11 protein-coding genes are annotated in these 11,859 nt (G+C 61.4%); 5 read left to right on the forward strand and 6 right to left on the reverse strand.

From position 1 onward, the window contains the following. Positions 1-91: 91 nt before the first annotated feature. Positions 92-1,801, forward strand: coding sequence for a gliding motility-associated ABC transporter substrate-binding protein GldG (gene gldG / locus ABD833_RS02035; RefSeq protein ID WP_345070632.1), 1,710 nt, complete (start codon positions 92-94; stop codon positions 1,799-1,801). Between the two features lie 54 nt (positions 1,802-1,855). After that, positions 1,856-2,152 carry a hypothetical protein gene (locus ABD833_RS02040; RefSeq protein ID WP_345070634.1) on the forward strand — a complete coding sequence of 99 codons (297 nt, stop codon included), beginning with the start codon at positions 1,856-1,858 and terminating at the stop codon, positions 2,150-2,152. A gap of 234 nt (positions 2,153-2,386) precedes the next feature. On the opposite strand, the gene ABD833_RS02045 is transcribed toward ABD833_RS02040, so the two are convergent. Further along, complete coding sequence (locus tag ABD833_RS02045; protein ID WP_345070635.1) at positions 2,387-2,830, reverse strand: BLUF domain-containing protein; 444 nt, start codon at positions 2,828-2,830, stop codon at positions 2,387-2,389. A gap of 261 nt (positions 2,831-3,091) precedes the next feature. On the opposite strand from ABD833_RS02045, the gene dnaN reads away from it, so the two are divergent. Together dnaN and gldC are read left to right on the forward strand one after the other, a co-directional pair. Then, the gene (gene dnaN / locus ABD833_RS02050) at positions 3,092-4,216 is read left to right on the forward strand and encodes a DNA polymerase III subunit beta (RefSeq protein ID WP_345070636.1); all 1,125 of its coding nucleotides are present in this window, start codon (positions 3,092-3,094) and stop codon (positions 4,214-4,216) included. 124 nt (positions 4,217-4,340) lie between these two features. Continuing rightward, a complete protein-coding gene (gldC, locus tag ABD833_RS02055) occupies positions 4,341-4,685 on the forward strand; it encodes a gliding motility protein GldC (RefSeq protein WP_345070637.1) in 345 nt (114 codons plus the stop codon). A 78-nt stretch (positions 4,686-4,763) separates the two neighbouring features. On the opposite strand, the gene ABD833_RS02060 is transcribed toward gldC, so the two are convergent. The 5 genes from ABD833_RS02060 to ABD833_RS02080 all read right to left on the reverse strand — a co-directional run bounded on the left by ABD833_RS02060 (position 4,764) and on the right by ABD833_RS02080 (position 10,980). Then, the gene (locus ABD833_RS02060; RefSeq protein ID WP_345070639.1) at positions 4,764-5,297 is read right to left on the reverse strand and encodes a hypothetical protein; all 534 of its coding nucleotides are present in this window, start codon (positions 5,295-5,297) and stop codon (positions 4,764-4,766) included. Between the two features lie 302 nt (positions 5,298-5,599). Next, entirely contained in the window at positions 5,600-6,139 is a 540-nt protein-coding gene (gene dcd, locus ABD833_RS02065; RefSeq protein WP_345070640.1) for a dCTP deaminase, read from the reverse strand. A gap of 134 nt (positions 6,140-6,273) precedes the next feature. After that, positions 6,274-7,134 carry a hypothetical protein gene (locus tag ABD833_RS02070; RefSeq protein ID WP_345070642.1) on the reverse strand — a complete coding sequence of 287 codons (861 nt, stop codon included), beginning with the start codon at positions 7,132-7,134 and terminating at the stop codon, positions 6,274-6,276. Positions 7,135-7,518: 384 nt separating this feature from the next. Continuing rightward, entirely contained in the window at positions 7,519-8,832 is a 1,314-nt protein-coding gene (gene hemL, locus ABD833_RS02075; RefSeq protein ID WP_345070643.1) for a glutamate-1-semialdehyde 2,1-aminomutase, read from the reverse strand. 135 nt (positions 8,833-8,967) lie between these two features. Then, positions 8,968-10,980 (reverse strand): ABC transporter substrate-binding protein, encoded by a 2,013-nt coding sequence (locus ABD833_RS02080; RefSeq protein WP_345070644.1) that lies wholly within the window; start codon positions 10,978-10,980, stop codon positions 8,968-8,970. A 177-nt stretch (positions 10,981-11,157) separates the two neighbouring features. On the opposite strand from ABD833_RS02080, the gene ABD833_RS02085 reads away from it, so the two are divergent. Beyond that, complete coding sequence (locus tag ABD833_RS02085) at positions 11,158-11,847, forward strand: DUF1361 domain-containing protein (protein WP_345070645.1); 690 nt, start codon at positions 11,158-11,160, stop codon at positions 11,845-11,847. The last annotated feature ends 12 nt before the right edge of the window (positions 11,848-11,859 follow it).

The following is an 11,859-nucleotide window of genomic DNA, read 5'->3' on the forward strand; positions in this document are numbered from 1 at the left end:
GGCTTTGATTACTACTCTAAAGCCCTGGTTCGTCTGGCACCCCCTCTCCCTTTGGGCCGGGGGCCGGGGGGGAGGGGTCCACGACAGAACAATGCCCGAAACCCAACCTACGCCCCCTACTTCCCGCCGCCGCCGCGACTGGCTCCGCTTTGGGGCGGTTATCGGCCTGCTGCTGATTTTTAATTTCGTCGGCCAGCAGTTTTTCTTCCGGCTCGATCTGACCCAGGAAAAGCGCTACACCATGGCCCCGGCCACCCGGCAGCTGCTGGAAAGTCTGAAGCAGCCCGTGACGGTGACCGTGTACCTCGACGGCGACTTCCCGCCCGGCTTCCGCCGCCTGCAGCAGTCGGTGCGCGAAACGCTGAATGAAATGCAGGTGTACGGCGGCGCCAACCTGCACTACGTGTTCGTGGACCCGTCGGCGGCCGCTACCGAAAAGGCCCGCAACGAGTACTATGCCTCCCTGTTTAAGAAAGGGCTGAAGCCAACCAACCTCGGGGCCAACGAGAACGGCAAGCGGGTCGAGAAAATCATCTTTCCCTGGGCCACGGTGGCGGCGGGCGGTAAGGAAGAGCAGGTGCTGCTGCTGCGCGGCAACCAGGCGGCCCCTTCCGACGTGCGCCTCAACCAGAGTATTGAAGGGCTGGAGTACGAGCTGGCCCGCGCCATCCGCAAGCTCAGCCCCGGCCAGCGTAAGCGCATCGGCGTGCTCGAAGGCCACGGCGAGCTAAGCAACCTGGAGGCCGGCGACATCATCGGCTCGTTGCAGCCGGACTACGACGTGTTTCGCGTGAACCTGAACCAGGTGCGGGACCGGGACTTGCAGAGCCTGAGCGCTATCATCGTGGCCAAGCCTGCTACCCCGTATTCTGAGCCGGAGAAGTTCAAGCTGGACCACTTCATCACCCAGGGCGGCCGCGCGCTGTTTTTCGTGGATGCCATGCGCGTGAACCTCGACAGCGCCAACCGCGGCGGCATGCTCTCCTTCCCGCTCCAGCTCGGCCTCGACGACCTGCTCTTCAAGTACGGCGTGCGCGTGAACCCCGACCTGCTGCTGGACCTCAACTCGGGCGTGATTCCCCTCATCACGGGCATGACCGGCGACAAGCCCAAGGTGGAGCCCATGCCCTGGCAGTTCTACCCGCTCATCAACAACTTCAGCCCGCACCCCATCACCCGCAACCTCGACGCGGTGTATACCAAGTTCGTGAGCAGCATAGATACGGTGAAGGCCGCCGGCATCCGCAAAACGCCCCTGCTGTTCACTTCCCGCTACACCCGCCTGCTGCCCTCGCCGGTACCCGTCAACCTCAACGACGCCCGCCTCGAACCCGACCAGAAGCTGTATAAGCAGCAGTTCGAGCCCGTGGGCTACCTGCTCGAAGGCCGGTTTGCTTCGCTCTACACCAACCGCGCCCAGCCCGGCACCACGCGGTTTCAACCCGCTGCCTCGCCTCAGGCCCAGCCCTCGAAAGTGCTGGTGATATCCGATGGCGACTTTATCCGCTCGGAGCTGGACCCCAAAACCGGCCGCCCCTTCCGCCTGGGCTTCGACCGCCTCGCCAACACCGAATTTGCCAACCGCGAGCTGGTACTCAACGCCGTGGATTATATGCTCGACGAAAGCGGCCTGATCAGCGTGCGCGGCAAGCAAATCACCCTGCGGCCCCTGGATAAACTCAAAGCCCAGGATGAGCGCCGGAGCTGGCAGCTGCTGAACTTAGGGGCCCCGCTACTGCTGCTGGCCGCGTTCGGCGCGGTGCGCGCCTGGCGGCGCAAGCGGCGGTACGCGCGGTTTTAGAGTGGAATCTGCTTGGCTTTCATCCTAAACCGCTTCGATAGCAATTTCGCGACTATGGGAGAGTTTGTTTTCGAAATCCTGGGGGAGATAGTCCGCTTTATCCTGCGAATTCTCATTGAGAACGTAATGACGGCGCTGGCGCTGGTGCCCATCGGCTTTTGTTACATGTACCTGCGCTATCGGCAGAGTTGGCTGGTACGGCGTGTAGTGCGGAAAGAACACGAAGACAGCTATACCAATGTCGGGCAGGTGGTAGCGCTGAATATGGTAGCCGGTGTTGGTGTCGTGATGGTATTGGGCTTGATTGTGGGGGCTCCACTGTGGCACTGTTTTCACCAGTTGCTCCATTAAATACTGCAGGCTTCAGCCTGTTGCAGTTTGCCCCAGCGGGGCGCCACCCCGGCCAGGCCAAGTGCCGCCCCGCCGGGGCTTTGTCGATTTCTTGACTGGATCAGCTACCCATATGCCGCCCCGCCGGGGCTACTGCAAAGCAGCGGTCAGCCAGCTGGCCATGCGTTCCTGGGTTATTCCAAACTGGGTGCGGGTTGCGTCGGCCATCGGAAACCCTGCGGGCCGGGGGCGGCTTTAGTACCGAATCTCATCTTCCTTCACAAAAGCGGTCAGCAACTCGTGCAGGGAGATGTTCTCGTTCTCGGAGTAGGTGGTGAGGTAGTCCGGGACGGCAGGATTGAGGTAGCCACTCAGGTGGTTGAAATCCTGGGCGTCGACGGCCTTGAAGCCCATGCTCCACTGCGAGAAATTGCGCTGCTCAATCGGGCCATCCGACAGCTTTACCACCTGCTGGTGGCGGTTGTCGCGCTCGATGCGCTCGAAAATGTATTGCACCTCCTGCTTCGTGCCTTCCAACACCTGCATGATCTCGCCGTGGCTGTAGAGCAGCACGCCGGTAAGGCCGTGCGCCGTATTCCAGGCCCGCGACCGGATGAGGATGGCCTCCAGATCCTGGTCGGTGAAAGGAGCCGTGGCGGCACTTTGATATACCAGATGGTAGAGCGCGGAAGTTGACATCAGCGTGGGGTAGTAACGATATAGTGGGATTCAAATAAAGCGTTTTCCGCACTAAGGGCAAGCGCTTAGTCTTCCTGGGCCGGTTATAGTCCCGCGGCCAACTCCCTTATCGGGGTTTCGGAGGGGGGTGGTGCCGGGGTAATGCGCCCGGTAAACCTGCTGGTCCGGCGCCTCTGATTCTACCCGGCGGCGCGCTAGAAAACCCCGTTGCGGTTCCCTATCTTTGTCCTCTTCCCAAAACGTCCGAAACCCTCCGCCTCTATGAAGTTTATCGTCTCGTCTTCCGCCCTGCTCAAGCAGCTCCAGAGCATCAACGGCGTAGTCACGAACAACCCCGTGGTGCCGATTCTGGAGAACTTCCTGTTCGAAATCGAGGATGGTAAGCTGACGATTACGGCCTCCGATCTGGAAACGAGCATGATAACCGAGCTGCCCGTGGAAGCCCGCGAAAGTGGCCGCATTGCCGCCCCCGCCCGCATCCTGCTCGACACGCTCAAGAACCTGCCCGACCAGCCCGTGACCTTCACCCTGGACGAGGAAACCTACACCATTGAAATCAGCTCGTCGAACGGCCGCTACAAGCTGGCCGGTGAGAATGCTACCGATTTCCCCCGCGTGCCCGTCGTAAAAGGCTCGGCCCCGATTGAGATGCCGTCCTCGTCTCTGGCCCGCGCCATCAACAAAACCATCTTCGCCGTCAGCACCGACGAGCTGCGCCCGGCTATGACCGGCATTCTGGTGCAGCTGGCCGACAGCCAGGTGACTTTCGTGGCCACCGACGGCCACCGTCTGCTGCGCTACCGCCGCTCCGACGTAGGCGCGGGGCAGACCGCTAACCTCATCATTCCGCGCAAAGCCTTCAACCTGCTCAAAAGTGCCCTGCCGTCGGAAGCTACCACGGTGAAAGTGGAGTTCAACAACTCCAACGCCTTCTTCAGCTTCAACCAGATGCGCCTCGTGTGCCGCCTCATCGACGAGCGGTATCCGGACTACGAAAACGTTATTCCGGTCAGCAACCCCAACAAGCTCATCATCAGCCGCGCCGAGTTCCTGAACTCGGTGAAGCGTATTTCGATCTACTCGAACAAAACCACCCACCAGGTACGGCTGCGGCTGGCCGGGTCCGAGCTGACCATTTCCGCCGAAGACCTCGACTTCAGCAACGAAGCCAACGAGAAGCTGCCCTGCCAGTACGACGGCGAGGATATGGAAATCGGCTTCAACGCCCGCTTCCTGGCCGAAATGCTGTCTAACATCGACTCCGAGGAAATCACCCTGGAGCTGAGCACGCCCAACCGTGCCGGCCTGCTCATGCCCACCACCCCGGACGACAACGAAAGCATCCTGATGCTGGTGATGCCGGTGATGCTGAACAACTACGTCTAAATCGCTGATTGGCGCTGATTTTATTGATTTCACTGATGCTGGCAGCCCCTTACGTCCTCACGTTGGCATGGGAATCAAGCAGAGGGAATCAGCGAAATCAGCCTGATCAGTTTAAAAATCAGTGATGAAAAAAACCGAAATCCGCTTCAGCATTGCCCTCGACGACCAGAAGGTACCCGAGGCCATCAGCTGGCAGGCCACCGATGCGGGCCCCGATATCCACTTCGCCAAAGCCATCAACATTGCCCTCTGGGACCGGGACCAGGCCGGCACGATGAAAATCGACCTCTGGACCAAGGACATGCCCGTCGATGAGATGAAACATTTCTACGTCGACACCATCGGGGCCATGGCCGAGAGCCTGCACACCGCCACCAGCGACGCCGTGATGGTGAAGAAAATGCGTGACCTGTGCCAGGAACTGATGGCTCACATCAACGAAGAAGCGGAAAAGCCGCCGCTCCAGTAAGCTGACGCTTGCTGTCTGAAGGCATAAAAAAGACCCGCTGAACTTATTCAGCGGGTCTTTTTTCAATTCAGGCTTATGCTAACGGCCCCGCACGGTGGCGGCTCGCGTAGGGGCAGCCTTCTGCGTGGCTGGCCCGATAGTAGCGCCCCGGCTGTTGGCTGGCAGCGGGTTCTGGACCGAGTTTACGAAAGTGGCGTTGGCCGTGCGGGTCGCGTACTCCTTGTCGAACTGGTAGAAGTCCGAGCGGGAATCGTAGTAGTCGCTGTACTGGTTGGTGGAGAGGACGCCCCGCAGCTCCTGGTCGCGCTCCTTGCAGACGAGGCCGCACTGCTCGTCGATCAGCTTAGGGTTGCCCGCGTGCTTCCGCTCAATAGCGGCCATTTTCGCCACCTTATCCTCGTTGATGGTCCGCAGCTTGGTGCTTTGGTAGCCATTGAGGCGCAGGTCGCGGGCCATCTGGTCGGAAAGGCGCTTGGCCCGCAGCTGTACTTCGGATAAACGGGGCGAGGCCTGGGTTTTATCCTGGGGCTGAACCATCGAAGGCTGCGGCTGGGCCCGTACGCCGAGGGTAGCGACCAGAAGCAAGGTGCCGAGAGCAAGGGAAGTACGCATGGTATAGAATCGTTAGCTTGACAAATCCGAGAAAGCCAAAAAGCCGGGGCCGGAGCACCCGAACCAGGCTGTTAAGGAATTACTAACGAAAAACTGTGCCACGGAGTTCGGCTTAGCCAATAAGCGGAGCACTGTTCCTGCGGGCAACGCGAAGCAATCCGTTCTCTCCAATGGGCTGTACTCCATTTCAGCAGCAAGCCCCGAGGTGCGCCTACGCTGGGGGGGTACTGCTTTTATCGGGCTCAACTCATTTTACCGGACGGATTGCTTCGCGTTGCCCGCAAGGACAGTCGTTTACTGGTCTACCACACGTTTTTCCACATCATCGACTCCACCGGCTTGTCGGTGCGGACGTTGTATTTGGCGCTGGCTTTGCGGTTGTAGAACGTCTGCACGTCGCCCTGCACGGCAAAGTAAATGAGCTGACCAATGGGCATGCCCGGGTAGACGCGCACGGGCTGGGTCACCGAAATTTCCAGGGTCCAGGTGTTGCAGAAGCCCACGTCGCCCTTGCCGGCGGTGGCGTGAATATCGATGCCGAGGCGGCCCACGCTGGACTTGCCTTCCAGAAACGGGACCTGGGCGTGGCTTTCGGTGTATTCCTGCGTCACGCCCAGGTACAGCACGCCGGGCTGCAGCACGAAGCCTTCTTCCCGGGGCATCTCGAATACGTCGATTTCGTTGTGCTTGCGGGCGTCCAGCACCGCGTCGCGGTAGGTAGCCAGATAGCGGCCCAGGTGCACGTCGTAGGAGTTGGTGCCCAGGCAGCTGGGGTCGTAGGGCTCAATGACGATGTTGCCGCTCTTGATTTCGGCGAGAATCTGCTGATCGGTCAGAATCATGGGTGGGTTGATTACTAATTAAGAATTAATAATTAAGAATTAAGAATTCGTCAGCAGCAAAGTCAGCTGCCGTCAGTAGCCAGAAGCGGCTGTCGTCAGCGACCAGTTGCTCATTACTAATTCTTAATTACTAATTAATTCACTTCCTCGTCTTCGTAGCGGTCTTCGGGCAGGGCTCCGGCAGGGTGGCGCCTGGTGCGGTCGATATCGGGGCGCTGCTCTTCCAGCTCCTCGGCCAGGCCATCGAGGCGGGCCCGCAGGTCGGGCAGGATGTTCAGCACGACGTGCGCCAGCAGCAGGGTCGAGGCGGCCGCCAGCAGCAGGGTCAGGTAATCCAGCCAGTCGTGGGCGGCGGCCGACGTGGTATCGGCAGTGCGCAGCGCCGGAGTCGTCTCAGTTACCTGAGCTTCCGGCTGGGGCGCGGGGTCCTCCATGGGAGTCGTGACCGGCGGCTCAGCTTCACCGTCGGCGGGTGGTACGGCAGCGCCGTCGGCGGCCAGGTCTTCGGGCGCCGCGTCTTCAGACGCATTAAACTGCGCTGAAGCCTGCTTGATCACGCGTTCCTGGGCCCGGATCAGATCTACCCGCTCGGCCCGGGGCAGGTTGCGAATGAAGAACTCGAAGTTCTTATCGAGCAGGATGCTGCGCAGCTGCTTCTCAAACTCGGCCAGATCGGTGCGCCCCTTCCCGTAGCGGTTCTTGAAGCGCTCCGACGCGTCGTTGTAGTTCTGAAACAGCTTTTTCAGAGCCGTATTAGCCCCGAAGCCGTCGAACTGCCGGCGGGCCTTGTGGGAGCGGAGCGTGACGGGAAACTTGTTGCGCGTAAACGACTTGTCGTACACGGTTTCCATCGTGCGGAAGTTCAGCTCATCCACGGTGCGGTCGAAGAGCCGCTTGTTGGCCGCGGCGGGTGCTTCCGGCTGGGCGTGCAGGGTGCCGGGAGAAAGGGCGCACAGCAGGAAAAACAGCGGCAACAAGAGGCGAAGTCGGGACATAGCAGCGGGTCAGTTTGGCCGCAAAGGTCGCGAATGGTTATTGGTTATTGGTTTTTGGTGGGTGGTTTTTGGTTTTTAGTTAGTGAAGCTGGTTAGGAATTCAACTTCTTGTCGATTGTCATCCTTCATCTGTCATCCTTCATCTGGCGTCCGCTTGCGAAGGACCTTCCTCAGATATTCTGCCAAGCCTGGTTCAATGAGCAAAGCCCTTCCTGTGGCGCGGAGAAGGATGTTGTACAGTGAAAGGAGTTTTAAAGTGCGAAAAGAGGAAGGTCCTTCGCAAGCGGACGCCAGATGAAGGATGACAACCGACAAGAAGTTGAATTCCTAACCAGCTTCACTAACCAAAAATCAAAAACCACCCACCAAAAACCAATAACCAACCTACATTCCGTGGGCTTGGCGCATCGACTCGCGGCAGGCCGTCAGATACTGGTCTACCAGCTCATCCGTCATGGCAATGGATACGAACAGGGCTTCGTACTGAGCCGGGGCCAGGTAGATGCCGCGGTGCAGCATAGCCTGGAAATAGCGGCCGAAAGCTTCGGTATCGGACGTCTTGGCGTCTTCCAGGTTCGTGACGGGGGAGGAGGTGAAGAATACGCTGAACATGGACCCCACCTGATTCACGGTGTAATTCAGGCCCAGGTCGGCGGCAATCCGGCGGGTGCCGTCGGCAATGCGGGTGGTGATGCGCTCCAGCTCGGTGTACAGCTCCGGGTGTTCCTGCAGGTAGGTGAGCTGGGCAATACCGGCGGCGGTGGCAATGGGGTTGCCGGACAGCGTGCCGGCCTGGTACACCTTGCCGGCCGGGGCCACGCAGTCCATGATGTCGCGGCGGCCACCGTAAGCGCCCACGGGCATCCCGCCGCCGATGATTTTGCCCAGCGTGGTCATGTCCGGGGTGATGCCGTAGAGCTCCTGCGCTCCGCCGCGGGCCAGGCGGAAACCGGTCATTACCTCGTCGAAAATCAGCACGATACCGTGCTCGGTACACAGGTCCCGCAGGCCCTGGAGGTAGCCTTCAGCCGGCACCACGAGGCCCATATTGCCCACGACGGGCTCCAGAATCAGGGCGGCTACCTGGTCCTTATTGGCTTCCACGGCGGCGCGGGTAGCGGCCAGGTCGTTGTAAGCCACCGTGATGGTGTCGCGGGCCACGCCCTCGGTTACGCCGGGCGAATCGGGGGTGCCGAGGGTGAGGGCCCCGCTGCCGGCGGCAATCAGAAAGGCGTCGCCGTGGCCGTGGTAGCAGCCTTCAAACTTGAGGATCTTGTCGCGCCCGGTGTAGCCCCGCGCTACCCGGATAGCCGACATAGTGGCTTCGGTACCCGAATTCACCAGCCGGACCTTTTCGATGCTGGGCACCATCTGCTTGATGAGCTCGGCCATTTCCACTTCCCGGCGGGTGGGCGCTCCGAAAGAAAGCGACGCCGGAATAGCGGCCCGCACGGCTTCCAGCACCACTTCCGGGGCGTGCCCCAGAATCATCGGCCCCCAGGAATTGATGAAATCCAGGTAGCGGTTGCCGTCCACGTCGGTCAGCCAGGCTCCTTTGGCCGACTGCATGAAAACCGGGTGTCCGCCCACGGCGCGGAAGGCGCGCACCGGCGAGTTTACGCCGCCGGGAATATGGTCTTTGGCGCGGGTGAAGAGGGTGTCGGAAGTGGAAAGGTTGAGAGCGGGAGCAGTTGACATAGAAGAGAAGAGTGGCACCAGGCGTAAGCCTGGTGAGGCATCCGCACCGGTGGTTACAGGTGACGGAAACGGAGGGTTAACGAATTATTCAACGAGGTACCTGGCTGCTGCCGGGTGACACGGCATAGCTACAACCTAGCGCACCCCGACCGGGTTTAGCACTTCGAGGTCCAGCCGTTCGAGCTTGGTGATGGGCACGTACTGGTTGTCGTGGGCTCCGCCGGGGTAGCCCAGGCCCTGAAACACGCTGCCCGAAACCGGGCCCGACGCCGCCAGGTTGGCCTGAAACGCCGCCCCGTTCTGGTGGAGCTGGGAGCCAAAGTAGTACAGCAGCTCAAATCCCGTGAAGGCAAATACTGATGGCGGCAGGTTCTGGCGCTGGAGGTAGAGCTGGCGAAAGCGCCGCACCCCCGGAGCCGTTTTGTCGAGGTACTTGGGATGGATGAAATACACGTCCCGCGAGTCAAGCTGGCCCAGGCTGACCCGGGAGTTATCCATCCAGGACGCGTACGTGAGCAGCGGAACCCGGGCTCCCTGAGCCTGGATAGCCCCCAGCACGGCCGGGCCGGCTTTGCGATGGTCGGAGGCTACCACGAGGTGGCCGATGGACTTCAGGTCGATACCCGCGAAGCCGGCCGCTACGGACTCGTCCACGTCGGAGTTGATGCGGCGCAGGGCCTGAACTTTGCCGCCCAGGGCTTCATAAGCCGTTTTGTAGGCCTGGGCGAAGGCGGCTTCATCGTTGGTGTCTTCGTAGAGCACCACGGCCGTGCGGGCCGTGAACTGATTGAAGGCAAACTGCGCGGCCTGCCGGGCCTGGGTGGCCGAGCTGGGCTCGAACAGGTAGTGCCAGCCATTGTCGAGCACCAGCTCCCCGTCCTGGGACAGGGGGTTTACGCAGACGATCTGGCGCTGCTGGGCGTAGCGGGCCAGCAGCTTGCTCCCCGATTTGTATACCGGCCCGATAATGAGGTCCATGCCGGCCAGCTCGGGCAGGGCCAGCACCTGCTTGAGCTGGAGCGTGTCGGCCCCGGTGTCGTAGGAAAACAGCTGCACGGGGCGGCCTTCGCGCTGCAGCGAATCCTGGGCGATACGCAGCCCGGCGTAGAGGTCGGTTACGAACTGGTTTTTGCGGACTTTCTCCCAGCCCGGGTCGTTGAATTCGAAAGGCAGGAGCACGGCTACGTTGTAGCTGCTCTTTTTGGCCGGCTTGGGACGGGGCGTATAGCGGGTCCGGTCGAGGCTGAGCTGGGTGATAAGCTGATCGAGCGTGGCCTTGTCGGCGTCGGTGTACCAGCCGCCGTTGGCGAGCTTGTCGGCGTAGGCCCGGCCGAGGGCGGCATCCTGGGGGTAGCGGGAAAGCAGGGTCTGGAACTGCAGCTTGTCCTTGATTCGGGGCAGGTAGACGGCCTTCATATTCTCGCGCTCCGGCCCGAGCTGGTCGGCGGGGAGCTGGCTCAGCACCCGCAGGGCGTTGTCGGTGTCGCCCTGCTCGAAGGAAACCTGGGCCTGCAGAAAAAAAGCGTCCGGCAAACCTACCCAGGCCGGATATTCGGTGCGCAGCAGGTTCAGCATCTGTTCGGCCTCGGCCCATTTTTTGGCCCGGGTGGCGGCTACGGAATACAAGTAAGCCGCTTCGGGAGCCCGCTCGAAACGGGCTCCGGGCCGGGTCAGGGGTTCCAGCTCCTGCATGGCCAGCTCATAGCGCAGCTGGCCGATGAGGGTTTTGCCGTTCTGGTAGCGGATGTTGGGGTCGGTCGAGCCTAGGTTGGCGGGCCGCGGCGGCGCCGGCTTGGCGGGGGCCGGCTTAGGGCCCGCCGTTGCGGCGGAAGGCGGGGCGTAAATACCGGCCTTGGCTGATTTCGGCGCACTTACCGGTGTTGCCGCCGCGCCGGCGGGTCTGGCCGGCGCAGTCGGGGTTGTGCTCCTGGTGGTTGCAGCCGGAGCTTTGGGTGCTGTCCTGCCGGTCGTGGCCGTACCCGCCCTGGCGGCCGGCGGAGCTACTTTGGCCGGGGTGGTTTTAGCCGCCGCCGCCGGACGGGGGGCAGGGAGAGCAGGGCGGGAAACGGGCTGTTGGGCGAAGCCGGGCAAAGCCAGCACCGCGCTGGTCAGCAGGCAAAGCAGCAGGGGCGTACGGGTATGCCGCATCGGGGAGGACCGGGGTTAAGGAAGCGGGCAGGAGGATAAAATGGCAAAGCACCCAGTTCCGGGCCAGCAAAGGTACGTAGGAACCGTGGGTAAGATTCCGCCGCTTTTTCCTGCGGTTGCCAGCGTAAATAGCCGCGCAAAATTCCGTTATTCGTCTTCCTTCGCGTCAGCCGCCTTATGTCCGTTCCCGTTCCGCTACTTTCCTTCGACTACATGCGCCAGCGGCTGGGCCTGCTGCTGCTGCTCGGGGCCTCCATTGTACTGAGCCTGGCGCTGCTGGCCTTTCGCATCTACCTCACCCAGCGGATAACCTATATTTTCCTGCTCTGGAATCTGTTTCTGGCCGTCGTGCCGTTCGGGATGAGCACCATGCTCGGGCTGGCGGCCGGCCCGGTTCGGCGTCGGCTGCTGCTGCCGGTCACGGCCGTATGGCTGCTGTTTTTCCCCAATGCGCCCTATATCCTCACCGACTTTTTCCACCTGCACACCTGGCCCGATATGCCGGTGTGGTACGACCTGACCCTGATTCTGTCCTTTGCCTGGAATGGTCTGATGCTCGCGTTTTGCTCGCTGCAGGAAATGCAGCGCCTGTTTACCCGCGCTTTCGGCCGGGCATGGGGCTGGATATTTGCCGTGGGGGCGCTGCTGCTGGGTAGCCTGGGCGTGTACGTCGGGCGGTTTTTGCGCTACAACAGCTGGAACGTGGTGTCGCAGCCGCTGGCGCTGGCCCAGGATCTGGCCGAGCGCCTGCTGCATCCCTTTGCCCACCCGCGCACCTACGGTGTCACGCTGCTGCTCACGGCTTTCCTGCTGCTGGGCTACCTGACCGTGCGGCAGATGGGACATTTTGCCCGGGAAACCCGGTAGTCAGCCGGTCGG

The sequence above is a fragment of the Hymenobacter fastidiosus genome (genome assembly GCF_039539565.1).
Classification (GTDB): Bacteria; Bacteroidota; Bacteroidia; order Cytophagales; family Hymenobacteraceae; genus Hymenobacter; species Hymenobacter fastidiosus.

What these genes read in the sequence shown, in the direction of transcription:
- dcd (WP_345070640.1), bottom strand. Translation starts at nt 6,139, where the DNA reads ATGATTCTGACCGATCAGCAGATTCTCGCCGAAATCAAGAGCGGCAAC.
- ABD833_RS02045 (WP_345070635.1), bottom strand. Translation starts at nt 2,830, where the DNA reads ATGTCAACTTCCGCGCTCTACCATCTGGTATATCAAAGTGCCGCCACG.
- ABD833_RS02080 (WP_345070644.1), bottom strand. Translation starts at nt 10,980, where the DNA reads ATGCGGCATACCCGTACGCCCCTGCTGCTTTGCCTGCTGACCAGCGCG.
- ABD833_RS02085 (WP_345070645.1), top strand. Translation starts at nt 11,158, where the DNA reads ATGTCCGTTCCCGTTCCGCTACTTTCCTTCGACTACATGCGCCAGCGG.
- ABD833_RS02040 (WP_345070634.1), top strand. Translation starts at nt 1,856, where the DNA reads ATGGGAGAGTTTGTTTTCGAAATCCTGGGGGAGATAGTCCGCTTTATC.
- dnaN (WP_345070636.1), top strand. Translation starts at nt 3,092, where the DNA reads ATGAAGTTTATCGTCTCGTCTTCCGCCCTGCTCAAGCAGCTCCAGAGC.
- ABD833_RS02060 (WP_345070639.1), bottom strand. Translation starts at nt 5,297, where the DNA reads ATGCGTACTTCCCTTGCTCTCGGCACCTTGCTTCTGGTCGCTACCCTC.
- hemL (WP_345070643.1), bottom strand. Translation starts at nt 8,832, where the DNA reads ATGTCAACTGCTCCCGCTCTCAACCTTTCCACTTCCGACACCCTCTTC.
- ABD833_RS02070 (WP_345070642.1), bottom strand. Translation starts at nt 7,134, where the DNA reads ATGTCCCGACTTCGCCTCTTGTTGCCGCTGTTTTTCCTGCTGTGCGCC.
- gldG (WP_345070632.1), top strand. Translation starts at nt 92, where the DNA reads ATGCCCGAAACCCAACCTACGCCCCCTACTTCCCGCCGCCGCCGCGAC.
- gldC (WP_345070637.1), top strand. Translation starts at nt 4,341, where the DNA reads ATGAAAAAAACCGAAATCCGCTTCAGCATTGCCCTCGACGACCAGAAG.